Raw genomic sequence first — 25,595 nt, forward strand, 5'->3', positions numbered from 1 at the left:
TTAAAGCTTAGGACCCTGCTTCATGCTTGGGAGCGTTCCTCCGTCCGTACGGTGAGAACGATATATAATAATTCCTACCTGTTTAGTGTGTTATTTGTAATTGTAATGAGTCACGGTGCTGCTGTCAAACCTTTTTTTTGAATAAAATCCAGTAAATTTATGCTCGGTCCAAAGCACCATTTTTCATGGAAAATCCCCCGCCGTTACGCGATTTTCCATATCCTGATGGTTGTATGCAGCCGCTTCCGTCCTTATAATTCAACCCGAAAGGAGATGATCATCATACGAACGAAATTGCGGAAAAACATTTCTGCTCTTATCTTAAGCTTTCTTCTGTTTATCCCCGTATTCGCGCAGCCGGTACAGGCAGCAGCCACATTAAAGCCCGGAAGCGCCAGCGGAGATGTATGGGATCTTCAGTATCGCTTGAAAACGCTTGATTTCTATACCCAGCCGCTCGATGGTAAATACGGACCGAACACCAAAGCAGCCGTCCTGCGTTTCCAAAAAGAGTACGGCGTGCCTGCCGACGGCATCACGGGTCCGCAAACCTGGAGACAGCTGAAAAAATATACGCTGAACCAGTCCGAAATGGACATTATGGCCAAAATCATCTACAGCGAAGCCCGCGGCGAGCCCTATAAAGGTCAGGTCGCGGTCGGAGCCGTTGTCATGAACCGTATCCAGTCGAGCGAATTCCCGAATGACATTAGGGGAGTCGTATTCCAGCCGCGGGCCTTCACAGCCGTGGATGACGGCCAGTATTGGCTGACGCCGAACCGAACCGCCTATAGGGCGGCACTTGATGCGGTGCGGGGTTGGGATCCGACCTACGAGTCGCTCTATTATTTCAATCCGGTCACGGCGACCAGCACCTGGATCTGGTCCAGACCGCAGACGGTGCAGATCGGCAAGCATATATTCGCCCGATAACCTCCGGCTGGCCGAGGTCTGCTCCGGGCATACTGTGACCGGGAATTACAACTACGTTAATGGGTATACAGCAAGGGGCAGCGGCACCGTCAGGCGGTGATCGCTGCCCCTTTATCTATGCGCGGGAGAAGCCTCTGTTCTCGGCCGTCTTCCTTCAATATGCTACCCCCTAATCACTTTCGCTTTCGCCTTTTCCACCGGGCAGATGCATACCGGACGTGTAACCTCCAGCGTATAGCCGGTCGATACCAGGTTTCCGTTGTCCGGATCGATCCGGTAGCTCGCGATCAAACTGCTGTCCTGATTCGCCGCAAGCAGAAATCCTCCCGGGAGAATATTGAAGTGGCGCGGGGTTTTTCCACCGGAAGAAACCCAATTCACGGCTCTCAGCATGCCGGTATCCTGGTCGATGACATACTGGACGATGCTGTCATGCCCCCGGTTGGAAGCGTACAGCCAGCGGCCGCATGGGGAGACCAGCAGATGGGAGGACGTGTTGTTGTCCATCACGACATCCTCCGGCAGCGTGGACGCATGCTGAAGAATTTTCAAATCCCCGAACGTTGCATCATACGCATAAGCCGTTACGGTGCTGTTCAGCTCATTGGTGCCGTACACCCATTTCCCGCTCGGATGGAAGGCTACATGGCGCGGACCTGAACCCGGCGGCAGGCTGATTTCGCGGTGCGTCACCAATTTGCCTTCATCCAGGCGGTATAAATTGACGTCATCCATGCCAAGATCGCTCACGACGATATATTTATGCTGCGGGTCTTCAAACACCGAGTGAGGGTGCGCCTCGGATTGGCGGTCATCGCGAAGCCCGCGTCCGCTGTGCTTAATCTTGGAGACGATTTCGCCAACTTTGCCGTCCTTCTCCAAAGCCAGCACGGAAATATGTCCGTCGCTGTACCCCGTCGTAAGCAGATATTTCCCGTCGGACGTGCGCGACACATGACAAGCACCGGACGAGCCGGTAGGCTGGACGTTCAATATGGTCAATTCACCGGTTACGAGATTCGCAGAATACGCAGCCACCTTGCTCTCGCCGATCTCGCTGGCGGCATACAGCACCGAGATGGACTCGTCAAAATCCAAATAGGTCGGATTTTCGATGCCGGCGGTACCGCCAAGCAGCCTCAGCTCCCCGGTATTCCGATCCATCGCTCCCCAATGAATGGCATTCTCTTTCTCGGAATTATACGTTCCTATGTAAAATATCAGTTCCTGTCCTGCTGTCATGTGATCCACTCCTTTATCATTGGATAGAAAAGCCAATCCACCAGCGTTTGTCTTCGCTTACTATGTATTACCCAGCATCGCCCCGGTCTTACCGTTACTTGAGCAAAAAACGGGCAAGCGTAGACAGCAGGGCGTTCCATATATTAGTTCCATAGAAAAGTATTGCCGGAGCTGGTTTTATCATGTACGATTACCACGATTACTACTCTATTCTATCATTAGATGAGGGAGATGACAGTAACTTGTACAAAAAAATCAGCCTTCTCGCCATTGCCTTCCTTCTGCTGTTCGGCGGTGCTGCCCAGGCCGTGCAGGCGAAGGAACAAAGCCGTATCCGCGTGTACCTGGACGGCCAGGAAATCAAGTTCCAGGCCCCGCCGATCATGAAGAACGGGGTAACCTACGTCCAATTCCGGCCGCTGTTTCAGGCACTGAACTACACGGTTGGATGGGATGGAGCCAAGAAGCAAATTACGGGGACATACATCGACCAAAAGCTGCAGATGACGCTCGGCCAGTCCGTGGCATATGTCAACAGCGTGAAGAGCAAGCTTCCGGGCGCTCCGTTTTCGCAAAGAGGCAACACGCTCGTTCCGCTGCGGTTCGTCGCGGAAGCGACCGGCCTGCCGGTCAAATGGGATGCCAAGGCGCGCACGATCAAGATCGACCGCCAAGGGCCGACCGCAAAGGCGAAAGCCGATATCGAGAAGCTGTACCGCACGCTGGATGCGGCCGAGAATGCCAAGGATCTCGCCAAGGCCAAAACGGCATACCATCCGCAATCCCCGCTTCTGGCAGGACTCGACGAATATTATAAGGATCAATTCCAATTTGACCTTAACGTATCCAGCGAGGTATCGGACGTCATGCTTGCGGGCACAACGGCTGAAGCGTTCGTCGCCACGACCGTCCAGCGCGTCTCGGGGCCCTTCACTTGGGACACTACGATCTACAGCTATAACTACTTCAAGAAGGATGCCTCCGGCGTCTGGAAGCTCGCGTTCCCGGGGGAGTACGAGCAGGAATATAACGTCTCCGACGAATTTCTTGCCTCCCGGGCCAACGTGCCTGAAGCGGAGCTGAAGGCGATTCAGGATGTGATCGATACCCAGTACAAGGGCTTTAACACGGAGAATGGCCCGCTGCTGATGTCCGTCATTCACCCGAACTCCGAATATTATGAGCTGTTCCAGAGCAGCATCGCAGACGGCATCTTCGATGAGCTGAACTTCAACCTGAAGGCCGAGGTGACCCATCCTCTCTTCTACGACGGGGAGGACGCGGTCTTGTATATCGAGGAAAGCGATGATGCCGACGGCGATATGATATCTACCACCTATCTATACTGGCTGACGAAGTCGGAAGGCAAGTGGATGATCTACGATGTGCTCGAGTTGGAATAATAGAATTCTTATTAAACCTGCTGGCCCGGCCTATGAACCGGACACATGCTTAACCGGCGGTTCCCTACGGAATCGCCGGTTTTCTATTTTGGATAGATAAATCCCGCCTTCCTTCGGTTCTACTTCACCGCAGCGGACATATATCATAGTAGTTATCCATGAAGGGGGCCTATTATGGGAATCAAACTCATCAAAATTGCAGCCGTCTATTTCGTCATCGGTGTCCTGCTCGGCATGTATATGTCGATCTCCCACAGCTATACCTACAGCTCGATTCACGCGCACATCAACCTGCTCGGCTGGGCGTCTTTGGCTCTGGCAGGGATCGTTTACTATCTGTTCCCCGCCGCAGGGGAGTCAGCCGCAGGGAAGGTTCATTTCTGGCTCCATAACATCGGCCTGCCCATCATGATGATCGGTCTGTTCCTGCTGATCAGCGGAACCGAATCGGTCGAGCCGGTCGTCGCAGTAGGCGGAGTCCTGGTCACGCTTGGTATTCTGGCTTTCCTGTACAACGTGTTGGCAAACGTCCGGGAAGGTGCAAGACGGTAGGAGTTGTTCTTGGCCGAGCGAAGAGCTGTACGGGCCATCCAAGGAATGCGGCTTCAACGCAGAATGCCCCTTGGATGACCCGTTTTTTCGTGCCGGGCGGGCAGCCTGTCATGATCCGTGTGGGTCACCTCCTCCAAGTTTTGGGTAAGGATAGGTACCGTTCTCTTCGAAGGAGGCATCCAAGACATGTTGACCAATACTGAAGTACGCGTCACCTTCCGCTGCCGCAAGTGCGGCTGCGAAGTAGAGACCCATTTCCATGAGGAACCGTTCACCACGGTTCACTGTCCGCGCTGCGAGCACAGCTACTCCCTAATGCGGCCGACCATTGGGGAAGAAATACTGCTCGATTGGGAGAAGGAGGCCGTCTTCCATAAGGTTCGGGCCGACCAGTCCGAACGGGACAAGCTCGAGCTTACGCTCCTGGTGATTAAAGTCGCCGAGCTGCTGACCTGGAAGGACGAGGGGAACGGCCACGTCCGGGCTATTGAAACGCTGCGGCAGTGGCTGCTGCTGAACGGCGTGCCGAAACCGCTCATCGAGCTGTTCGACGCCAAGCGTCCGGAAGGAAGCTCGCCGACCGAACGCAGGAAGTAGATCGATTGAGATAATGATACAAAAAGCCCCCGGGAAATCCCGGAGGGCTTCGTCATTTTGGGGGCGGGAAAAAAGGCAGGCCGTATGCACCCGCAGCCGAGCGTCGGCTTGCGACTGCACCGGGAGCAGAGCAAGGGCAGAGACTGCACCGTGAGCATCGTGGAGCTTCCAAGCTGCACCGAACGCACTTCTCGCGGTCCCGACTTGAATTGCCGATCAAGCCCGTTACTGGATCGGTACTTCGATCGCCTGCTCGATGACGCCGGGAAAGCTGCTGACGTCAAAGGTCAGCGGCTGCGGATAATCCTCCGGCTCCAGATACAGGTACAACGTAGTATACCGGTAGCCGTTTCCCGCGGTCGATTCCGCATTGGTCCTGGAGCCTTCCGCTTCATTAAATGCATGTCGCTTTCCTTTCCCATCCGTAAAACCCAGAGAGTCGATGGAGACTGCTCCATGATTGAAATCGCGTTCTTCATATTTTAGCGATAGCGTATATTTGTCCTTGCTCTTCGTATAGTCTCCGAACTGAATACGATCCTCCGGCGAACTCAGCACCTTCTTCTGCTTAACGTCCACGACGATCTGCATCTCCTCTTGGTTTACAGCTTGCATCCCTCCAGCCTTCAAAACGAGTGTGTCCGGCTGATCAAGTGCATCGCTCTCAAAGAAATACGTCATGTCTCCTTGAGCACCCGGCATCCACGTCAGGGGATTGCCGAGCTGCACGGCAGAGGAACCTTCTTTGCTGGACTCGATATAAGGCTGGAACAGTCCGGACACCTTCATCGAATTTTCTCTTGAAATATTTGCCTTCACTGTGATGCCCGCCGGCGACAGTACGGCCTCCTTAAGCGTCATGGTCTGCCCCTGGATTTCAATCACTCGGTTTAACGGCACGGTGCTCGTAAACCGTCTCATCGTTTCCAGATCGAGGCTCAGGTCCATCTCCATGACCTCCTCGTCCGGGGACTTCCTGCTGTACACCGTATTCGTCGAGTACGGGGCTACCGCAACGGCGAAGGTGACTGATTCAGGTATTGGAGTACTTTCATCAAAATAATAATTCACCTGTTTCGTCGACATACCTGTCTCAAGAAACGACCCGCCTCCAGTGCTGGATCCGTATGACAACTTATAGTCAGAGCCCGGCTGCTTCAGCTCTTCCCGGAGCACCATTGCCTTCCGGCCTGAGTGATTCTCTATCGTGTAGAAGACCTGCAGCCGCTGAGGCCCCGTCAGTACACCTTGAACAGTGACTGTGTACTCGCCTGATGACTTGGATTGGTTCACAGGCTGAATCAAGCCATGCCGATTCGCCGTGCTAGCCGTAATATCGCCCGCGATATCGAATCCTGTCAGCGGCGGATACGGCCCTTGGGCGAGCTGCGGCGAGGGTCCCGGCGTGCTGCCGCCTCCCCAAAGGGTCAGCAGCAGCGCTGCGGCGGCAGCGATGACCACGGCAGAAGCAGCGCGAAGGCGATACCGCTTCTTCCATCTCCGCTCCCCCGCTCGAATCCCGCTCCGAATCGCCGAATCCAGCGCCTCATCGGGCACCATCATGGATTCCTTCTCCGTTTCATGCTTCATTTCAGCAAGCAGCCGCTCTTCCTTCTCAAACATGGAATAAGGCACCTCCCGGTTCCCCGATTTTCTGCCGCAGCAGCTTTAGTCCCTGATGGATCCGCGTCTTAACCGTGCCCTCAGGGCAGTCCAGAATGTCGGCGATTTCGGGTACGGTCATGTCTTGATAGTATTTAAGAATCAGCACATGCCGGTATTTGGGCTTCATCCGGCTTAACGCACGCTCCAAATCCAGCTTGCTGTCATGGATCATCTCGAACATCGTCCCGGATTCCAGCACATGCTCCACCGGCACCGTTCGCGCTTTTCGCTTTTGCTCATCGATGCAGCAATGAATCAAGATCCGAATCAGCCACGGAACGAACGCTTCCGGCTGCTTAAGCTTCCGGCGCTTCATCCATGCCCGGCACACCGTCTCCTGTAACGCCTCCAGCGCATCAATCTCATTATGCAGATAGCTGTACGCGACCCCGTATAACCGTCTCCGGTGCTTTGCGACAAGCGTGTAAAACGCTTCTTCATCCCCCCGGCATGCAGCCAGCGCAAGCTCTTTCTCGTCCATCCGCCGCTCCTTCCCCCCATGAATCCTGCAGCATTTGTATAAAGTGTCACACGATCAGAGTTTTGCAAAATTCGATTCCGGCAGCTCCCGGGTTCAATAAATTACGAACTCAACCGTTCGCTCGATTTGTTGCTCTGTTGGAAAGTTGTCCTTTAAATTCTTGCAAAATCCTCACTATAGTAAAGACCGTACAGCATCGGGAATCGTTTTATTTTTTTGAAAAAGACAGCAAAAAAGCCTATCCGGCGGTCGGACAGGCGAATCATACGGCCATCTGCTAGCTTCTTCTGCGGCCCTTATATAAATAATGATAGCCTAAGTAAGCAATTCCGCACAGCAACAGCAAGAGCGCCGAGAACCAGATGACCGGAAGCAGATACGGCGCATGCTCGCTGGCCACGTACAGCAGCACTGCCGAGAAGGTATACATCAGCATCAACAGAACGATACGCTTGAAAAAGTCCATCTCGTCCGCCCTCTCACCCTTTGCATAAATGTTTAAAAATAATCTACATTTTTTTCCGTAATATCTATTCTTTATGGTAACGTATACGCTATAAAATTGCACTCAAATTTTGGTAAAATTATAAATTTTTTAGTGTCGTTTCATGCATGTTCAAGAAATATTTAAAATCAGGCTTGCATAAACTAATAATATTAATTAATATACTAACATAATTAGTTTGAGCGAGAGGGGATTGATTTCCATGTTAACCCGCACGATCGAACAGGTTACCCAAGTTTCGTTTCTGCCCCGCCTATTTCCCGTTAATGTCTATCTCGTTGAAGAAAATGACGGCTTGACGCTGATTGATGCCGGCATGCCGTTTTCCGAGAAAGGCATCCTCGAAGCCGCAGCGGCTATCGGAAAGCCGATTATGCGCATCCTGTTAACCCATGCCCACGATGACCATATCGGCGCCCTCGACGGGTTGACGAAGGCGCTGCCTCAGGCCGCCGTCTATATCTCCAGGCGGGATGCGCAGCTGCTCGCAGGCAATCGGGATCTGCTCCCGGGCGAGCCGCAAACCGCGATCCGCGGCGGCGTGCCTAAGCCTAAAGCGGTAAAGGCGGTGCCGGATGTGCTGCTTGAGGATGGGGACAGCGTCGGCTCGCTTAAAGCGCTCGCGTCCCCGGGCCACACGCCGGGACATATGGCGTTTCTGGATCAGCGCAGCGGCATTCTGATCGCCGGCGACGCCTGGCAGACCCGCGGCGGGCTGGCAGTCTCCGGCGTGCTCCGCCCGTGGTTCCCTTTCCCGGCAATGGCAACCTGGAGCAAGGAGCTGGCTCTGTCGACCGCGATTGCCCATGCAGCGCTTCAGCCTGCCGTTCTGGCCGTCGGGCATGGTCCAATGCTTGTGAAGCCGGAGGCGCGCATGCAGCGTGCAATTGAAGAGGCGCAAAGACGCATTGGGAGGGCTGCGCAATGAGTCCAAGACCCGGCATTGATCGCCACCAGCTCCTACAGGCCGCGGCGGAGCTCGCCGACCAGGGCGGCTTCCACTCCGTTACGCTGGCCGCGCTGGCCGGGCGGCTAGGCGTCAGATCCCCGTCGCTGTATAACCATGTCGATGGGCTTCCCGGCCTGCATGCCGCTTTAACGCAGTACGGCCTCCAGATACTGCATGAGCGGCTGCTGAAGGCTGTCGCCGGCCGTTCCGGCGAGGAGGCTCTTCGACACGTTTGCATCGCCTATGTCGAGTTCGCCAGAACGCACCCCGGCCTATATGAGGCCGCTCTTCAGCCGATCCAGCCGGATCAGGCCGACACGAAGCAGATCGGCGATGAGATTGTCAGGCTGCTGCTGCAGGTGCTCGCTCCTTACGGACTCGAAGAAGCCGGGGCGCTGCACGCAGTGCGAACGCTCCGAAGCCTGTGCCACGGCTTTTCCTCCCTGGAACGCGGCGGCCAGTTCGCCATGAATCTGTCCCTGGACGATAGCCTCGCGTACATGATCGAGATATTCATCCAGGGGCTGAACGCTCAGCGCAGACAGCATTAACCCTCGATCAAGCTCTTGCCGGGTGCCTCTTTCAGGCGCCAGGCGGCGCGGTAAATGATGGCTGCTGCCCGATGTCTCGCGAACCGGCGTATGGACAACTAAGCTTGCGACAGCTTCTTTCGCCGAAAAACAGCTTCTCTCGCCCCTGATTTTGCCTGTCATGAGAATATGCTATAATCAAGGAACAGAATATAGCCATCTCATCTTACTTAGGGAAAGAGGTTCTGAATTGTGGTTGATTTCAATTCCCCAATTCTTCAAATAGGCTCCACGGTCGCGATGCTCGTCATGGCCTTGACGGTGATATTCATTCGGATGAAGGCCAGCCACCGGCCGGTAACCGTTAGGAAGATCATTATTCCGCCGCTTGCGATGAGCACAGGATTTTTGATGTTCGTGGAGAAGCAGGTGCGAATCCCGATCTGGTGGGGGATCATCGCATTTCTTGTCGGCTGGTTTATCTTCTCCTATCCGCTCATTCGAAGCACCCGGTTCGAGAAGGTGGACGGGCAGATCTTCATGCAGAAGTCACGCAGCTTTGTCTACATCCTGCTTGGCCTGCTGGCCTTCCGGCTCCTGCTGCACGGGTATATTGAGCAGCATATTTCCATTCCGCAGACCGCGGCGCTGTTCTTCCTGCTCGCATACGGAATGATCGTACACTGGCGCATCTCCATGTACCGCCAGTATCAGCAAATCACGGGCCCCGAAGCGGCCATGTGAGCCAGGGCGTGTCACGAAAAAAAGAGTGCCGATCGCACGGTGCAAGGGCTCCTTTGAGCCAAGCCTTTGTGCGGCCGCCACTCTTTTTTCTATTTGCCGGATGCCCGAATCCAATAGGTCAATTCTGCTCCTCGCTTACCTTCACCAGCTGTTTTCCGAGATTCTCCCCGCTGAACAGCCCCAGGAACGCCTCCGGCGTATTCTCGAAGCCTTCGATGATATTCTCGGCATACTTGATCTTTCCGTCCCGCAGCCACTCGGCCAGTTCGTGAAGCGCTTCATTGTACCGGCTCTGATAATCGCCGACGAGAAATCCCTTCATCAAGGCCGTATTGGTCAGCAGCAGGCTTTGAATCCGCGGACCCGTATCCGGCTTCTCCAGATTGTACAGCGCAATTTGTCCGCAAATCGGAATGCGCGCATTTTTGTTAATCAGACGCAGCACCGCATCGGAAACTTCCCCGCCGACGTTATCGAAGTAAATGTCCACGCCGTCGGGACAAGCCTCCCGAAGCTCGTCCTCAAACGTCTCCGAGCGATAATTCAGAGCCGCGTCAAAACCCAGCTCCTCCGTTAAATACCTTATCTTCTCATCCGATCCGGCAATGCCGATCACCCGGGTTCCCTTAATCTTGGCGATCTGTCCAACGATCATGCCGACGGCCCCGGCGGCCCCGGATATAACGACGGTCTCGCCAGCCTGGGGCTGGCCGATGTCGAGGAGCCCGAAGTACGCCGTCAAGCCGGTCATCCCGAGCACGCCCAGTGCGGTCGATACGGGAGCCAGCTCCGGATTGATCTTGCGCAGCGTGGATGAGCTCACAACCGCGTACCGCCGCCAGCCCCAATTGCCTGCAACGAAATCGCCTTCCCGAAATCCCGGGTGCGTGGATTCCATGACCTGGCCGACCGCGCCGCCCTGAATGACCTCGCCCACCTCATAAGGCTTGACGTAGCTTTTCGCTTCGCTCATTCTTCCCCGCATATACGGGTCAACCGAAAGATACACCGTCCGCACCAGCACTTCGCCGGCCTGCGGAACGGGCATGGGCTGTTCCTCGAACGCAAAATCCGCCTGATTCGGCATCCCTTGCGGACGCTTGGCCAGAATAATTTGCTCATTGACAGACATATGAGTACCCTCCTTTAAGAAGTCATTACATTTATTTACCCATTTTGTCCGATCCTGATCCATTTCATGAACCACTCGCAGCAAATTAACATTTAAGACGCAGCGCACCCGTGCTTCTCCCCTTCTCGCCGCTTGGGATTGCCGGGAGGCCTACCTGCTCTTGACGAGGAGGTTCACCGCTTCTTGCACGAGCTTCTCGGTATTCTCGCCGTCCAACTCGGCCTTGCGCACGCAATCCACCAGATTGGCGCTGACCACGACACCGATCGTGCGGTCGATCGCCGTTCGGGCAGCCGTTAATTGCGTAATGACCTCCCGGCAATCCTTCGCCTCCTCCATCATTTTCAATATCCCCCGAAGCTGTCCCTCAATCCGCTTAACGCGGTTCTTCACCTGATCATCGTAATGCATTCTTTGTCATCCCCTTTAACGTTTATCCGTCCAGGCTTGTCCCTCTTCTTCTAATTATAGCATCATTCATGCCCCTGAAACCCGCAATCATACCCGTACTGGCACAGGCACGGTACTATGATTGGCTGCTGAATCTTGATTGTTCCCGGCTTAGGGCTTGTATCGTCGCAGACCGCATGGTATATTTTTAGCAGAGTCATCAAATTCATAATTTAAAGGCAATGTTATCTTACTTGAGGTTTTGCACAAATCCATAGTTCAATCATCAATATAGAGATCGAAACGGTTTAATTCGTCTGTATATTGTGGCCCTGAAGCGGCTGGAATCGGATTTTGCAAAATCCCCTACTTACAAAAGGTACAACCTCGGCTATTTTTTAGTCCTGGGTGTGCCTTTTTTTAATTTTATCAATCAAGGGAGGAATTTATCGATGTTCTTGGAAGCCATTTATCATCGCCCGCGCAAAAACTGGTCTTATGCCTACGACGGAACTACCGTCCACCTCAGAATCCGTACGAAAAAGGATGATCTCACCGAAGTCTACGCGCTTGCCGGCGATAAATACATGTGGGATCAGACGATGGAATACATTCCGATGACCAAGCTGGCCACGGATGAGCTGTTCGACTATTGGGAGTGCGAGGCTACGCCGCCATACCGCCGCCTGAAATACGGCTTCCTGCTCCAGAAGGGGCAGGAGAAGCGCTGGATGACGGAATATGACTTCCTGACGGAGCCGCCGGCTAATCCGGATCGCCTGTTCGAGTACCCGTTCATTAACCCGGATGACGTATTCCAGCCGCCGGCTTGGGTGAAGGACGCCGTATTCTATCAGATTTTCCCTGAGCGTTTCGCAAACGGCGACCCGGGCAACGATCCGGAAGGCGCACTGCCATGGGGAAGCGCAGAGCCGACGCCGAACAACTTCTTCGGCGGTGACCTCCAAGGGGTGATCGATCATTTGGATCATCTGAGCGAGCTTGGCGTCAACGCGATCTATTTCACGCCGCTGTTTAAGGCAACGACCAACCATAAATACGATACGGAAGACTATTTGGAAATCGACCCTCAGTTCGGGGATAAAGATACGCTGAAGAAGCTGGTGGACCTGTGCCACGCGCGGGGGATCCGCGTCCTGCTCGATGCGGTCTTCAACCATTCCGGCAGAACGTTCGCGCCATTCGTGGACGTGCAGAAGAACGGTGAAAAATCGAAATACAAGGACTGGTTCTATATCCGTTCCCTGCCGCTTGAAGTGGTGGACGGCATCCCGACATACGATACCTTCGCCTTCGAACCGCTCATGCCGAAGCTGAACACGGAGAATCCGGAGGTGCGGGCTTACCTCCTGAAGGCTGCCGAATACTGGATCAAAGAGACAGGCATCGACGGCTGGCGCCTGGACGTCGCCAACGAGGTCGGACACAGCTTCTGGCGCGAATTCCGTCAGGTCGTGAAAAAAGCCAATCCTGACGCCTACATCCTGGGTGAAGTATGGCACGAGTCCTCCATCTGGCTCGAAGGGGACCAGTTCGACGCCGTCATGAACTATCCGTTCACGAATGCGGTGCTGGACTTCTTCATTAACCGCACCGCGGATGCGGAGAAGTTCTCCTTCATGCTGGGCAAGCAGCTTGCGGGCTACCCGAGACAGGCAAGCGAAGTGATGTTCAATCTGCTGGACAGCCACGATACCGCGAGACTGCTGACACAGGCCGGCGGCGACAAGCGCCTGATGAAGCTTGCGGCCATGTTCCAGTTCACTTATTTCGGCACCCCTTGCATTTACTATGGCGACGAAATCGGCATGGACGGCGGACACGATCCGGGCTGCCGCAAATGCATGGAGTGGGATGAGACCAAGCACGACAAGGATCTGTTCACGTTCTACCAGACCCTCATCAAGCTGCGTAAGTCCCATCCGGCGCTGCGCACAGGCTCCTTCAAGTTCCTGCAGGCGGAGAAGAACGGCGGCAAGCTTGCCTACCTGCGGGAGGACGACAACGAAACGATCATCGTGGCGGTCAACAACGATAGAGCCGGCAATACCATTTCCTTGCCTGTGCAGCACCAGCAATGGACCAACCTGTGGAACGGTCAATCGCTTAGCGCGAAGCAAGGTCAGCTGACCGTGAAGCTGCCTGCGTACGGGTTTGCGATTTTGAAGGCCCAGCAATAATTCATATTCTACAATAAGAGATGCAGCTCCCTTCGAGCGCCGTGCTTACGGCTCGGGGGGAGCTTTTTGAATGGCGGCGCCCGTGGTTTCGGTGTCAATTTTTTGTTGATAGGTGATCGTATTCTTCTGTTTTTTCTATTGACTAACCGGTCAACCAATAATAAAATAAACGCATCGGCCGATCCATATTTCGGAAAATGAATGGAGGGTGTTCACATGGATTTGTATTACGAGATTCACGGCAAGGGGAAGCCGATCTTGATGATTCACAGCGGCGGCGCCGATTCGCGGGACTGGAGCCTCATCACGCCGTTGCTCCAAGATCGATTTCAAGTGATTGCGATGGACGGTAGAGGAATCGGCAACTCCCCTTCTCCTGTCGGGCAGCCCAACTATATTCTTGATGTACTGTCCCTGCTCGACCACCTTAACCTTCCGCAGGCCGCCATCGTCGGCCACTCCATGGGCGGCCAGATTGCCACCGAATTCGCGATCCATTATCCTGAAAGAGTATCGGAGTTAGTCCTGATCGCACCTGCCTTATCCGGCTATCCGTATTCCGATGAATTCCAGGACTATATGAAACACGTGGGAGAAGCCGCTCCGGACGTAGAGCTGATGATTGAGCGTTCAATCGGAGCCCCGTCCTATGAGGTGGCAAGGAACAGCCCCCAGCGGGAGCTCATGGTTGACATGCTGCGCCGTCATTTCATGCGTACCTTTACGTGGCCTGCCGCCGCCTTTGCGCCGATCTGGCCGACGCCGCCTGCTTACGAGCGGCTCGAAGAGATTCAGGCCAGAACGCTATTCATTATCGGAGACCAGGAACTTCCGGATAACCTGCTGGTCGCCGAAAGCTTTCAGAGAGTTCCGGACATCCGATTCGTCAGGATAACAGGGGCCGATCATATGGTCACGCTGACTCATCCTGAAGCTGTATCTCAGCATATTACCGATTTTGTGGAGGACTGAAGGATTCATGCCGCGGACACCTAGCGAGAACGAACGCATTCGACAGATGGCGAAAGCCAACATTTTGGAGGCCGCGATGGACTTGTTTATCCGCCAAGGCTACCACGCCACCTCCATCAGCGATGTAGCCCGCCATGCCGGGATATCCAAAGGCCTTATGTATAATTACTTTCAAGGCAAGGAGGAGCTGCTCGCCACGATGGTAACGGAACGCATCGGGGCCATCGCGCAGGTCATGCAGGATGCAGCTGCGCTCACCGAACCTATTGAGCAGCTGAAGTTCATTATCGGGCACGCGATCGACAGCGTCTACCAAAAGCCGGAGGAGCACCGGTTCTATCTCCATCTCCAGACTCAGCCCGAAGCTGATCAGGAGCTGATCAAGTACAGCAGGCTCCTCGTAGAGGAAGCGGCGCGGCAGTTCGAGCTCCAGTGCAGGATATTCGAGCGGCTCGGCGTCGCCGAACCGCGCAAGCGCTCGCTTTATTTCTCCTTTACGCTCCAAGGCATCATGCTCATGATCTCCACCTATCCCCAGCAATTTCCGATCGAGGAGATCAAAGCGCAGATGCTGGACGAATTCCGCCGCTAGCAACCCTATTGCCGCCATACCGCTCTGTGCTGAAATGCAGTGGGCATGCTTCATCCATTGAAATGCCTGTGTTGTTTTCATGCTTTTGTGGTATACTTTGGTTAAAGATGCGTAAACTTAAAAAGCCGCGATGCTGGACACATCGCGACTTCTAACAAAGGCCGGTGGGCGACCACGGCGAGGATTTCACAATTCAATGAAAAGCCACCGGATAGCTAGGCGCCAACCTATTCCCGGTGGCTTTTCTTGTTTGGCTGCGATCGTTTCCGGGAGGCGTTAACTAAAGCATTCAGGCCAGTAATAATGCCGACCAGCTTTAGCATTCCGTCCAGGAGCTTGAGCGTCAATTCAAGAAGGGACACGGCGTCACCCCCTTTCGGGTTAGCTTCGCCGCCCCACTCCCACCGGTTACTTTGTCTCTTCAATTATACCATAATTCCCCTGGTAGAACTTTTATTTCCGTCGCTTGAACGCATAGGACCGTTTGTCGCTCATATCTTACCTGATTGATACTATATTTCCCTCTTCCTTCATGCCATGAATGCGTTATGCTATGAATAGTATATAAGCTGAATTAACGAAATCAGCGAAGAATTCATTCAGGAGGACATCGAGATGGCCATTCACTGGATCAAGCCCGATATTGTCGAATGCACCCGCCGGGGCGTCGCCTTTTTCACGTCGGAGCTGGAGATGATCAGCGGCCTGCCGTGCAAAATATACCGGATTACCGAGGAATTCGGCAGCCTGTCGGACCATATGCACGACTACTTCCAAATCTGGTATATCAGCCGGGGAGAGTTCGACCACACCTTGTTCGGCCAAAAATACCGGATGACCCAAGGCAGCATATTCGTCCTGCCTCCCTACAGCGTGCACAGGGTCGAAATGCTTCCAGGAAAAGAGCTTGAAGTGCTCGGCTGCGAGTTTATGCCCGAGTTCGTTAACGAGCATCTGCGTGCGCACATGGGAGATTCCAGCGGGCTCGACCAGGCTTTCATTGAGTCGTTCACGGTCCCTGAAGATAAGATTCCTCTCAAAATCCTGCTCTCCAGCAGCAGTGATCTTGCCGTCAGGGATCTGCTTACCGAGATGCTAGCCGAATACGGCCGTCGAGGCCCCTGCTTCGAGCTGCTGCTTAAAGCGAATCTGCTCAAGCTGCTTGGCATCCTGAGCCGGGAGCAGACTGAGAACGGGGCCGCCGGAGTGGCGGGCTCGACCAACCAGTATCGCGAGCCTATTATGAAATCCATCGAGTTTATCCATAACCATTACGACAAGCCCCTCAGCCTGCAGGAGCTGTGTGCCATCACGATGATGTCCCGGACGAACTTCTGCCGGCATTTCAAAGAGGTGACCGGCCGCACCTTCAGCCAGTATGTGGCGAACTACCGGATCCGCATGGCGATGAAGCTGCTCGCGCAGCCCGAGCTGAGCGTGACGGAGGTTTGTTTTAAGGTGGGATTTAACGAACTGCCCTACTTTTGCCGCATCTTCAAGAAATATACCGGCACAACTCCGGCTTACTATAAGAAGAACGCCTATTAGATCGCGAACCTTGTTTTTTTAACCCTGAACGATAATCCAATAAATAAACACAATAGTGAAATCCGAATGCATGCAGCCCATGGTATACTCTGTGCAAGAAACTAATGAAAGTTCAATTCGGCGTCACCATTACGCAGGCTTTAACAAATCCACGATTTTGGAGGAGAACCGATGAACAAAATTACAATTGCCGTCATTGGCTGCGGCACGATTGCCAACAGCGCTCATATTCCCGCCTACATAGCCAACGAAGATGCTGAAATCAAATACTTCTGTGACATTGCCTTGGACCGGGCGGAGGCTGCCGTTTCCAAATATGAATGCGGCCAAGCTGTTTCGGATTACCGGCAAGTGCTGAACGATCCGGAGGTTGACGCTGTATCCATCTGCACGCCGAACGATGTTCATGCCTCGATCGCCATCGACTGCCTGCGGGCCGGCAAGCACGTATTATGCGAAAAGCCTGCAGCACGGACCTATGCCGAAGCACTCGAGATGCAGAAGGTTCAGCACGAGACCGGCAAGACGCTCAATATCGGGGTTGTGAACCGTTATAATGAAAGCGTTAACCGTATCAAGAACATGATCCAAAACGGCGAGCTCGGCGAGCTGTACCATGTCTATGCCAGCTTCCGTGCCCACCGCTCCATCCCGGGTCTCGGCGGCGCATTTACGACGAAGGCGATCGCCGGCGGCGGCGCGCTGATCGACTGGGGCGTTCATTTCCTGGATGTCGTCATGTACTGCACCGGCGATCCGAAGCCGCAAACCGTTTCCGGCCAGGCTTACTGCAAGCTCGGTAAGGATATGGAGGACTACACCTTCCTCAAGATGTGGGCAGGCCCGCCGAAATACGATGGCACATATGACGTCGACGATTTCGTTACGGCCCTCATTCGGACGGAAGGTCCTACGATCTCCTTAAACGGAGCGTGGGCGCAAAATATCGGAGCCGAAGAAATGTTCATCGACTTCCTGGGCGACAAAGGCGGCATCCGTCTGAAATACGGGGCCGAGTTCACCTTCTATACCGCGAAGGACGGCGCGCTGCTTGAAACGACGCCGAAATTCAATATCGGCAACATGTTCCAGAACGAGATCGATGGCTTTATCCGCTCCATCCAGACCGGGGAGAAGCAGCCATCGCATATCGATACGGTCATTCTGTCCTCTCAGATCATCCAGGCGATCTATGATTCGTCCGACAAGGGAGCAGAGGTATCGCTTCAGCCCGTAGCCCAGAGCAGCAAATAACCCAGTTCGAAACGTCAGGGAGGCATAGGTTTTATGAAAAAAATCGGATTTGTCGATCTGCATCTCGACCAGTTCCATGCGAATAAATATCCCGGTTGGATTGAGCAGGCAAGCAACGGAACCATGAAAGTCGTCTGCGCCTACGGCAAACAGGACAAAGAAGGCGGCCTCACCAATGAAGCTTGGTGCAAGGAGAACGGGATCGAGCAGGTGCATTCCATCGAGGAGGTCGTTGAACGAAGCGACTATCTGATCGTTCTGTCCCCGGACAATCCCGAGTACCATGAGGAGCTGTCGCAGCTGCCGCTGGCTTCCGGGAAGCCTACGTATATCGACAAAACGTTTGCGCCTGATCGCGAGACGGCCATCCGTCTGTTCGAGCTGGCCGCGAAGCATGGAACGCCGATGTACTCGACCTCGGCGCTTCGCTTCGCCAGCGAGTATGCCGAGCTTGAACCCGCAGGGATTCAAACGATCAGCAGCTGGGGACCCGGTGCTTTCTCGAATTATTCCATCCATCAGATCGAGCCGATCGTCCAGCTGATGGGCTCGAATCCGAAACGCGTCATGTTCACCGGAACCGAGGCGTCTCCCGCCCTGCTGATCGACTTCGGCGAAGGACGCCAGGCTGCAGTGAACCACCTCGGGGACAATTGCCCATTTACGCTAGGTGTTCGTTACGACTCCGGCAGCTTCAAGCAGGCAACGGCGAACTCCAACTTCTTCGGGGCGTTCATCGAGAATCTGGTGCACTTCTTCGAGACAGGCAAGCCTGCGGTCGATCCCGCCGAGACGATTGCCGTCATTACGATCATCGAGTACGGGCTGAAGGCATCCACAACGCCGTATGTTTGGGTAGAGCTGCCGGTATTCGCGAACAACTTGCAGTAAAGCTTAACAGAATTTTGCATAGTTCATAGGGTTCATTTCCATCATGGAAAAACAAGAGCTGTTCTTAGGACGCGTCCTCAAGAACAGCTCTTTTCATGTCGAGCAAGATTCCGTTTTGCGCAATTTCGGTCGGTTGGAGAGTCCTCCACGAGCTATATTTCCTTCCGCTGAAAATAGATAAGACCCGCGATAAAGAACAGCAGGAACCCGCCGACCACCACCATCATCAGGCTTTCGAACGGCAGATTGAACGCTCCGAAGCCGGCCTGTCCCTGGGGCATCATGGCCAAAAACGGCTGAGCCCATGGATAATACGGCGCATAGGTTTCCGAATTCGCCACGAGCATATTCGGAATCGTAAACACCACGTTCAGTGCCAGCGGAGCGGCAAAGCTGCTCCAAGCCGTGGACACGCCAAGCTGTAAGGCTGCGAGCGGCAGGCAGGCCACCCAGCCGCCAAGCAGGCTGCGTCCCATCATGTCCCACGGAATCGAAGCGTCGATCCCCTTGATCATCCCTGCTCCCAGCACCGCTGCGAGGAACAGTGCCTGCACGACTGCGAGCAGCAGGCTGACTACGGTAAACTTCGCAAAATAAACCGCGCTGCGCGAGACAGGCAGCACCAGCAGCTGCTTCCAGCCTCCGCCCGAATGCTCATACCGGCACACCATTGCGCTGAAAATCCCCGTCATGATGGGCAGAAAGAGCATCGCATGCAGGATGCTCATTATGCCGACCAGCGCTTCCCAAGGCGCGATCGGATTCGATGAGCCTTCCACAATGCCAAGCAGCATAACCAGGGCCGCGCACATAAGAATCTGCACCCATAGTCTTGACTTCGATAATTTTAGCCACTCGCAGGACACCGCTCTTGTATAGGCCGTCATCTCAATCCACATCCTTCCGGTTAAAATGAATCAGCCCGGCGCAAGCAATGACAACGCCCAGCAGCAGGCCCGCACCGATTACTTTCGCTTCGCCCGGCCCCATATACGCTAGCAGCGGCCACTTGAGCGGCATCCAATTCGGAAATTGGAAGGCGAACATGGACACGACCGATGCCGTAATGCCGATGCTTACCGGCAAGCCCTGATTCTTCAGCGTCAGCGACAGCCACAGCTGGAGCGCAAGCATCGGTAGTGCGGCGAACAACTGGACAAAGCCGATCCGCAGCAGATCCAGATACGGCATCTGCTCGACGCCCATCCCCAGCAGCAGCCCCAAGCCAGCCGTACCTAATGTCAGCAAAATGCAGGACACGCACAGAATCAGGAACGCCTGCACGAATTTCGCGCTGAACACGGCCGTTCGTGAAATCGGCAATGCCAGCAGCTGCTTCCAGGAGCTGAGCTGGTGCTCGACGTTTGCCATGAGGGAGCAGACCAGCGTGATGCCAAGGAACAGCGCGATCGGCACGAAGAACAGTACGTTCTCCAGCAAGCCGCCCCACGGATCATCCGCATAGGACTTCATCAAGTAGTCATACCGCAGTCCGAAGTTTAGGCCCTGCATCGCCACCAGCCCGATCGGTCCCAGCGCGGCGAGAAACCAAATGCCTTTGCCCCGGATTTTCAGCCAATCGGCTGACAGTGCTCGGACCATCATGGGCGGCTCCCCTCCCCTACGATTTGCATGAAGATATCCTCGAGCGACTTCCGCTTCTCCTCGACCCGATATACCGCATGCCGATTCTCGACCAGCCGCTTGACGAGCAGCGCCACCTTGGCATCCTGCATTGATTCCAGCTCGAGCACATGGTTTCTGAGCGTGCCTTCGCAGCCAAGATCCAGCACGAGCTGCAGAGCGTCCTCCGGCTCCGACACCGCCAGGCGGAAGCCGCTGGAAGCCGTCCGGATCAGGTTATCGATCGAATCCTGGAATACCATTCGGCCTTCACGGATGATGCCAACCTTGTCGGCCATCTGCTCGACCTCGCCCAACAGATGACTGGAGACCAGAACGGTGATGCCGTATTGGCGCGGCATGTTTTTGATCAGCTCCCGGATTTCATGAATCCCGGACGGGTCCAATCCGTTGGTCGGTTCATCAAGAATCAGCAGCTCCGGATTGTTCAGCAGGGCAGCCGCAATCCCGAGTCGCTGCTTCATGCCGAGGGAATATCCCTTCACCGGGCGCTTCGCCTCTTTCGTCAGAGAGACGATCTCCAGCACTTCCGCAATGCGGGATTTCGGGCTGCCGGTGATCCGGCGGATGGCCTCCAAATTTTCCACCGCCGTCAAATGTCCATAATACGACGGGTATTCTACAAGCGAGCCGGTACGGCGCAAGATGTCCATTTTCTCGCTCTTCAAATCCTTGCCGAATAGATGAATGGCTCCGCGCGTCGGCTGGATCAGCCCGAGCAGCATCCGGATCGTCGTTGTCTTTCCGGCCCCGTTCGGCCCGAGAAAGCCGTAAATGTCACCGCGCGCGATCTCCAGATTCAAGTCCTCGACTGCCGCGCGTTTTTTGTATGTTTTATAAAGTCCCTTTGTTTGAATGACGAGTTCCGTCACGTTCATCACCTCGTAAAACATCGTACTTGGTCAAGGTTAAACGGCGGTCGGGGGCAAGTTTAAATTTTCTTTAAAAAAGCGAATCAGGGTAGAGCGCGCTCCACTCCACGTGTTGCAAATCATTAACCAGTTACTTCGTGCAACTAAGGCCGCTTCGGTGGCGGATCGTTCTTCCGATCGCTGTTAAATCCGGGAAACCGGAATGATCCCAAACAAGGTTGTTTCCCGGATTTAAAGGCGAACGCTACGCTTCTCCAGACCGATTCCTCCCCCTCCGCTGGTGCCTGCGAATATCAAGTTATGCTTTACAATGTTTCTATGAGCCGGCACTCAAACTCTCATACAGTTGCTCGCTCTGCCCTTGATCGCAGTGCCGGGGATGGGTAGGACAACCACCACCGCTTCGAGTGGTGGTCATAAACTCTTCCTGCAACAAGGGCGCTTCGGTGGCGGGTCGTTCTTCCGATCGCTGTTAAATCCGGGAAACCGGAATGATCCTAAACAAGGTTGTTTCCCGGATTTAAAGGCGAGCGCTTCGCTTCTCCAGACCGATTCCTCCCCTATCGCTGGTGCGACGGGTATGAGATTATGCAATACAGAGCTTTATTTTCCTATAATTAGTTCGTCGATTGATGATGATCTAAAATTTACTGAAACTTCCAATCCCTCATTACGTATGATCACTTAGGGCTTAATCACTGAATGCGTGCTAGCTGACGCTGGCCAACAGGATAAGGGCATGTTACAGCCTAAGGTCCGAGCTGTGCTTGTTGCTGGTAGTGGTGCTGCTTCTATAGGCACTGTCGGCTGGCTATCGTCCCCCCGTTCGTGGATTTATGCCCGACAATTCAATTCGAAATGAGGTCATTCTCATCAAAAAGGTAATCTGGCCTGGAAGAAGCAAGCTAGACAACTTCTCCAATTACGTGACTTTGATCCTGGATGTGATCTTGTATATCCCACGTTGGATTATGAGATTGTTTTAATAAAGGGAGGATTAGCCTTCCCCTAGGTAAATGCCGCAGTTAAGGCGGCAAACAGCACAAAAAAAGGACCCGGAAACGTCCGGCTCCTTCATTCACCTCAATGATTTGTCTTGTTCACGGCGCTGCGCGTCATCATGATCATCAACTTCCGAGTGAGCTTTACAGGCCGTCGCGGCTTATTACATATCGTCCACTTCAAACCGGACCTGCTTCCCTCCGGGATTAAGCTCCTGCCCTTGGTAAACGCCGCCGCTTCCCGGCTTCCAGATGGTGATTCTCGTTCCTTCGCCGGAGCTCTCAACCTCGCATTTTAACCCCATTTCCTTCGCTAGGAAATCCACGACCGCAAGCCCAATGCCTGCGCCCTTGTTATGGGACTCGCTGCCGAATCCCGGGCCGCGATCCGAGATGATCAGCGCCCCGGTCTCTCCACCGCCTTCGACTTGGCGTTCCTCGGTATAAATGCCGATATACTTACCGGATTGGGCATGGCGCACGACATTTTGAAACAAATTGTCGAGCAGCCGCCGGAACCATAACACATCGACATTCCAGATCAGCGGCTCTTCGCGCAGAGCAATGTCGGGCTCGATGCCTGCTTTTTCCCATACCGGATACCATGCGGCCGCACTCTCTTTGACCAGTCTCAAAACGTCCTTCGCATCAAGGTTTAGCTGCACCTTGCCGCTCGTGAGCAGATTATAGGATAGCAGGTTATCAATTAATCCCCCCAAATCGCCGATTTTGGCCTCGATTAGGGAGAGCGATTCCTTGCCCCTCCCGCTGAGCGGCTCCCGCTCCAACGAGAAAATATGGCTTCGTATAACCGTCAATGGCGTCCTCAAGTCATGCGACAAGCTCGCAATGAGCGACTTGCGCAGCTCCTCCTCCTCGCGCTGGCGGCGCTGGCCCTCTTCCAGCTGGCTCACCATATCGTTGTAGCCCTCTTCCAGCTGCCCGATCTCATCCAGCTTGGTCAACGTGACTGGCTGCGGGATGCCTGTTGCTTCATTCGGGGATGTCATTGCGTTCCGGAGGCGCAGCAGCCGCTTGCGGATGCGTACGAAGAACAGCCAGGACACCAGGATGAAGAGGCCGGACATGGTCGCCATGAATAAACCGTACAGGGTCGTCTCGCTGGCGATCGGATCCTGTACGCTGATATATTTTCTCGGAATCCGCATCACCATGAAGCCCTCGTCCGCTCCCTCATCCCCGATAAAAGCGACCACCGTGAACGGATCGGCCCCGACGGAATTTTTCATAAATTGTACGGTATGCTGGGCGCTCCATAACGCGGGCATATCCTCCTGCACAGGGAGCTCGATCCGCTTTCGACTATCGCTGTCCACCCACAGCATCTGAACTTCAGGATAAGCCTGCCGCAGCGATTTCAGCCTCTGCTCGATCTCCTCCGGCGATGCGCCTTCTAATTGGGTTGCTTCCTTATGCCACATTTTCTCCAATACGGTCCCGTTCTCATATTTTTTGTCGGGAAGCGGCGGCACGTCCATGAATGTGTTGGCAACGAACCAGTAGAACACGGAGGCGAGCGGGAACAGAATCGGCATGAAAATCATGGCCACCGAAATAAGCAGCAGATACCGATTCGTCAGGGATTTGCGAAACCGCCCCTTCGCTCTCCACCCTTTCATGCTTTCACCCGGTAGCCGAGCCCGCGGACCGTCTCGATAATTTCCGGGGACGCCGGGTCCCGCTCCAGCTTCTCGCGCAGGTAACGGATATGAACCATCAACGTCTTGTCCCCCTCGATATAAGACTCACCCCATACCGATTCATAGATCTGCTCCTTGGTCATGACGCGGCCCTGATGCTGAAGCAGGTACATAAAAATTTGATACTGCTTGCCGGTCAGCAAAATTTCCTCTCCGGTATCCTCATTGACGATCCGGTTCTCGCCCTCATAAACCGTCAAATGCTTGACCCTCACCGGTTCGGCGGATTGTACGGCAGAACGGCGCAGCAGCACCTCGACCCTTGCCGCCAGCTCGTCCGGGTGGAAAGGCTTGGTCAAGTAATCGTCCGCGAATTGCAGACCCTGGAGTTTGTCGTCGATGGACGTTCTGGCCGACAGCATCAGAATCGGCAATCCGGGGTACGCCTTCTTCAGCCGCTGTCCGACCGTAAACCCGTCGAGCCCGGGGAGCATGACGTCCAAGACGACAACCGCGCATTGGGCAGCTTCTTCCACTGCCTTTTCTCCGCTCTGGAGCCATTTCACCCCATAGCCCTTTTCCTTCAAAAAATCACTCACCCATCCGCCGATATCGCGGTCATCCTCGATATATAAAATGCTTGCGCTCATGGATATCTCCCTTTCCACCACCAAAATGTCGGCAATGCTTCTTCCAGCCGCTAACGCCAAGGTGCGGGTCAGCGATTCGTTCCTCCGGCACCTGTCTTTTGTCATTGTAACATGTAAAAAAGGAAGAGCTACACTTCTGCAGCCCACTCACAACCGTCCCTGATCATAGTGGGCGATGAGCCGCCTTGCCTTATCCCGGATCAAATCCACAATCTCCTGAGGCTCGATGATCTTCGCTTCCGTTCCAAGCCTGAGAAACACATCGGCTATGTATTCAAAATCGCTGCGGTCTACCGTCACGTCGACAACGCCGCGATGCTCTTCAAGCATAACCACCTCATCCTCCAGCCAAGGGATGCTCGCGCATTGCCGGGCCCCTTCTCTTGTGAGCTCCGCATACAGGCGGACCGGCTGCCGGATCGGGTATTCCTGAAGCCATTCCTCCAGCGTCATATCAAGCTCCCACGACCGGTCCGTCGGGGTCCAGGACTCGATCCGGTCAGCCCGAAACAAGCGCGGCTCCTCCGTCTCCCCCTCGGCGGCCAGCATGTACCACAGACCGTCGCGGGCATACACGCCGATCGGCTGAATTTCCCGGTCGCTCGTACGGTTCTTTGAGCGGTACCCGATCCTCACAACGCGCTGGTATAGGGCTGCTTCGATCATTTCTTTCAGAAAAGGGGAACCTGCCGTTCGGCGCGGACTCCAAAAGGCCAGCACGGATTCCAAGCGGCTGATCATCGCTTTGGCATCCTCGGGAAACCCCGCCAGCAATTTCCGTGCGGCCGAATCCATGTTCAGCTCAAACGGCAGTGACCGGTAGCGCTTCAAAGACTGGAAGGCAAAGAAGATCGCAAACACCTCATCCTCATCAAACAGCACCGGCGGAAGAACACGGCTGCTGAGCGTACGGTAGCCCCCATGACGTCCTTGCTCGGTATATAAGGGAACGCCCATATCGCTGATTTCGGTCAAATATCGGTGCGCCGTGCGCACCGAAACGCCAAATTCATCGGCAACCTCCTGGGCGGTAAAGCTTCGTTTGGCATTGACGAACAGAATCACATCCATCAACAGCTTGGCTTTGGACACCGCTTGCTCCTCCTTTTCGGCCTTGCCAATAAGTAGACAATTATTGTCATGTTTATAAGATATGCTATTCCCGTAAGCAGGTCAAAGACTGGAA

Annotated in this window: 26 protein-coding genes; 13 read left to right on the forward strand and 13 right to left on the reverse strand. The window is 54.4% G+C overall.

From position 1 onward, the window contains the following. Window positions 1-273 precede the first annotated feature (273 nt). Window positions 274-933 carry a spore cortex-lytic enzyme gene (sleB, locus tag NST44_RS02385; RefSeq protein ID WP_028404758.1) on the forward strand — a complete coding sequence of 220 codons (660 nt, stop codon included), beginning with the start codon at window positions 274-276 and terminating at the stop codon, window positions 931-933. A gap of 162 nt (window positions 934-1,095) precedes the next feature. On the opposite strand, the gene NST44_RS02390 is transcribed toward sleB, so the two are convergent. Beyond that, window positions 1,096-2,175, reverse strand: a complete 1,080-nt coding sequence (locus tag NST44_RS02390; protein ID WP_028404757.1) for a lactonase family protein — start codon at window positions 2,173-2,175, stop codon at window positions 1,096-1,098. Between the two features lie 242 nt (window positions 2,176-2,417). Here NST44_RS02390 and NST44_RS02395 point away from each other — a divergent pair, with 242 nt between their 5' ends. The 3 genes from NST44_RS02395 to NST44_RS02405 all read left to right on the forward strand — a co-directional run bounded on the left by NST44_RS02395 (window position 2,418) and on the right by NST44_RS02405 (window position 4,727). Continuing rightward, the gene (locus NST44_RS02395) at window positions 2,418-3,578 is read left to right on the forward strand and encodes a copper amine oxidase N-terminal domain-containing protein (RefSeq protein WP_340897634.1); all 1,161 of its coding nucleotides are present in this window, start codon (window positions 2,418-2,420) and stop codon (window positions 3,576-3,578) included. Between the two features lie 174 nt (window positions 3,579-3,752). Further along, window positions 3,753-4,130, forward strand: a complete 378-nt coding sequence (locus NST44_RS02400) for a cytochrome-c oxidase (protein ID WP_340897636.1) — start codon at window positions 3,753-3,755, stop codon at window positions 4,128-4,130. 186 nt (window positions 4,131-4,316) lie between these two features. Next, window positions 4,317-4,727, forward strand: coding sequence for a hypothetical protein (locus tag NST44_RS02405; protein ID WP_007130495.1), 411 nt, complete (start codon window positions 4,317-4,319; stop codon window positions 4,725-4,727). Between the two features lie 225 nt (window positions 4,728-4,952). On the opposite strand, the gene NST44_RS02410 is transcribed toward NST44_RS02405, so the two are convergent. From NST44_RS02410 to NST44_RS02420, 3 genes are all read right to left on the reverse strand, one after another. Beyond that, window positions 4,953-6,350 (reverse strand): DUF4179 domain-containing protein, encoded by a 1,398-nt coding sequence (locus NST44_RS02410; RefSeq protein WP_028404754.1) that lies wholly within the window; start codon window positions 6,348-6,350, stop codon window positions 4,953-4,955. Beyond that, the gene (locus NST44_RS02415) at window positions 6,343-6,873 is read right to left on the reverse strand and encodes a sigma-70 family RNA polymerase sigma factor (protein WP_340897640.1); all 531 of its coding nucleotides are present in this window, start codon (window positions 6,871-6,873) and stop codon (window positions 6,343-6,345) included. Before NST44_RS02415 ends, NST44_RS02410 begins: the two co-directional genes overlap by 8 nt. 277 nt (window positions 6,874-7,150) lie before the next feature. Continuing rightward, on the reverse strand, window positions 7,151-7,339 hold the full coding sequence (locus NST44_RS02420; RefSeq protein WP_007130498.1) for a hypothetical protein: 189 nt from the start codon (window positions 7,337-7,339) through the stop codon (window positions 7,151-7,153). A gap of 241 nt (window positions 7,340-7,580) precedes the next feature. Between NST44_RS02420 and NST44_RS02425 the strand changes: the two genes are divergently transcribed. The 3 genes from NST44_RS02425 to NST44_RS02435 all read left to right on the forward strand — a co-directional run bounded on the left by NST44_RS02425 (window position 7,581) and on the right by NST44_RS02435 (window position 9,601). Then, window positions 7,581-8,306: an MBL fold metallo-hydrolase gene (locus NST44_RS02425; protein ID WP_340897642.1), complete on the forward strand. Its 726-nt coding sequence runs from the start codon at window positions 7,581-7,583 to the stop codon at window positions 8,304-8,306. Beyond that, window positions 8,303-8,878, forward strand: coding sequence for a TetR/AcrR family transcriptional regulator (locus NST44_RS02430; protein ID WP_340897644.1), 576 nt, complete (start codon window positions 8,303-8,305; stop codon window positions 8,876-8,878). Before NST44_RS02425 ends, NST44_RS02430 begins: the two co-directional genes overlap by 4 nt. 231 nt (window positions 8,879-9,109) lie before the next feature. After that, on the forward strand, window positions 9,110-9,601 hold the full coding sequence (locus NST44_RS02435; RefSeq protein ID WP_007130501.1) for a CcdC family protein: 492 nt from the start codon (window positions 9,110-9,112) through the stop codon (window positions 9,599-9,601). Window positions 9,602-9,719: 118 nt separating this feature from the next. Here the strand turns inward: NST44_RS02435 and NST44_RS02440 are convergent, their stop codons facing one another. Continuing rightward, on the reverse strand, window positions 9,720-10,733 hold the full coding sequence (locus NST44_RS02440; protein ID WP_007130502.1) for an NADP-dependent oxidoreductase: 1,014 nt from the start codon (window positions 10,731-10,733) through the stop codon (window positions 9,720-9,722). 150 nt (window positions 10,734-10,883) lie between these two features. Then, complete coding sequence (locus NST44_RS02445; RefSeq protein WP_007130503.1) at window positions 10,884-11,144, reverse strand: metal-sensitive transcriptional regulator; 261 nt, start codon at window positions 11,142-11,144, stop codon at window positions 10,884-10,886. Between the two features lie 431 nt (window positions 11,145-11,575). Here NST44_RS02445 and NST44_RS02450 point away from each other — a divergent pair, with 431 nt between their 5' ends. The 3 genes from NST44_RS02450 (at window position 11,576) to NST44_RS02460 (ending at window position 14,888) form a co-directional block, all read left to right on the forward strand. Continuing rightward, window positions 11,576-13,324 carry an alpha-glycosidase gene (locus NST44_RS02450; protein ID WP_007130504.1) on the forward strand — a complete coding sequence of 583 codons (1,749 nt, stop codon included), beginning with the start codon at window positions 11,576-11,578 and terminating at the stop codon, window positions 13,322-13,324. A 216-nt stretch (window positions 13,325-13,540) separates the two neighbouring features. Next, window positions 13,541-14,296: an alpha/beta fold hydrolase gene (locus NST44_RS02455; protein WP_213613155.1), complete on the forward strand. Its 756-nt coding sequence runs from the start codon at window positions 13,541-13,543 to the stop codon at window positions 14,294-14,296. Window positions 14,297-14,303: 7 nt separating this feature from the next. Beyond that, window positions 14,304-14,888 carry a TetR/AcrR family transcriptional regulator gene (locus NST44_RS02460; protein ID WP_340897649.1) on the forward strand — a complete coding sequence of 195 codons (585 nt, stop codon included), beginning with the start codon at window positions 14,304-14,306 and terminating at the stop codon, window positions 14,886-14,888. Window positions 14,889-15,115: 227 nt separating this feature from the next. On the opposite strand, the gene NST44_RS02465 is transcribed toward NST44_RS02460, so the two are convergent. Beyond that, complete coding sequence (locus NST44_RS02465) at window positions 15,116-15,313, reverse strand: hypothetical protein (protein ID WP_340897650.1); 198 nt, start codon at window positions 15,311-15,313, stop codon at window positions 15,116-15,118. 190 nt (window positions 15,314-15,503) lie between these two features. On the opposite strand from NST44_RS02465, the gene NST44_RS02470 reads away from it, so the two are divergent. From NST44_RS02470 to NST44_RS02480, 3 genes are all read left to right on the forward strand, one after another. Then, window positions 15,504-16,436: an AraC family transcriptional regulator gene (locus NST44_RS02470; protein WP_340897653.1), complete on the forward strand. Its 933-nt coding sequence runs from the start codon at window positions 15,504-15,506 to the stop codon at window positions 16,434-16,436. A 171-nt stretch (window positions 16,437-16,607) separates the two neighbouring features. Further along, a complete protein-coding gene (locus tag NST44_RS02475; RefSeq protein WP_007130508.1) occupies window positions 16,608-17,690 on the forward strand; it encodes a Gfo/Idh/MocA family protein in 1,083 nt (360 codons plus the stop codon). 33 nt (window positions 17,691-17,723) lie between these two features. After that, window positions 17,724-18,581 (forward strand): hypothetical protein, encoded by an 858-nt coding sequence (locus tag NST44_RS02480; RefSeq protein WP_007130509.1) that lies wholly within the window; start codon window positions 17,724-17,726, stop codon window positions 18,579-18,581. Window positions 18,582-18,733: 152 nt separating this feature from the next. Here the strand turns inward: NST44_RS02480 and NST44_RS02485 are convergent, their stop codons facing one another. From NST44_RS02485 to NST44_RS02510, 6 genes are all read right to left on the reverse strand, one after another. Continuing rightward, the gene (locus tag NST44_RS02485) at window positions 18,734-19,468 is read right to left on the reverse strand and encodes an ABC transporter permease (protein ID WP_007130510.1); all 735 of its coding nucleotides are present in this window, start codon (window positions 19,466-19,468) and stop codon (window positions 18,734-18,736) included. A 1-nt stretch (window position 19,469) separates the two neighbouring features. Then, window positions 19,470-20,186, reverse strand: a complete 717-nt coding sequence (locus NST44_RS02490) for an ABC transporter permease (protein ID WP_007130511.1) — start codon at window positions 20,184-20,186, stop codon at window positions 19,470-19,472. Next, window positions 20,183-21,103 (reverse strand): ABC transporter ATP-binding protein, encoded by a 921-nt coding sequence (locus NST44_RS02495; protein ID WP_445670715.1) that lies wholly within the window; start codon window positions 21,101-21,103, stop codon window positions 20,183-20,185. Before NST44_RS02495 ends, NST44_RS02490 begins: the two co-directional genes overlap by 4 nt. A gap of 1,159 nt (window positions 21,104-22,262) precedes the next feature. Beyond that, window positions 22,263-23,738, reverse strand: coding sequence for a sensor histidine kinase (locus tag NST44_RS02500; protein WP_340897659.1), 1,476 nt, complete (start codon window positions 23,736-23,738; stop codon window positions 22,263-22,265). Beyond that, a complete protein-coding gene (locus NST44_RS02505; RefSeq protein ID WP_213613430.1) occupies window positions 23,735-24,409 on the reverse strand; it encodes a response regulator transcription factor in 675 nt (224 codons plus the stop codon). Before NST44_RS02505 ends, NST44_RS02500 begins: the two co-directional genes overlap by 4 nt. Before the next feature lie 147 nt (window positions 24,410-24,556). Continuing rightward, window positions 24,557-25,501, reverse strand: coding sequence for a helix-turn-helix transcriptional regulator (locus tag NST44_RS02510; RefSeq protein ID WP_210094220.1), 945 nt, complete (start codon window positions 25,499-25,501; stop codon window positions 24,557-24,559). Window positions 25,502-25,595 lie beyond the last annotated feature (94 nt).

Origin of the sequence: Paenibacillus sp. FSL W8-0919 (assembly GCF_038003785.1) — a bacterium.
In the GTDB taxonomy this organism is placed as follows: Bacteria; Bacillota; Bacilli; order Paenibacillales; family Paenibacillaceae; genus Paenibacillus_AQ; species Paenibacillus_AQ lactis.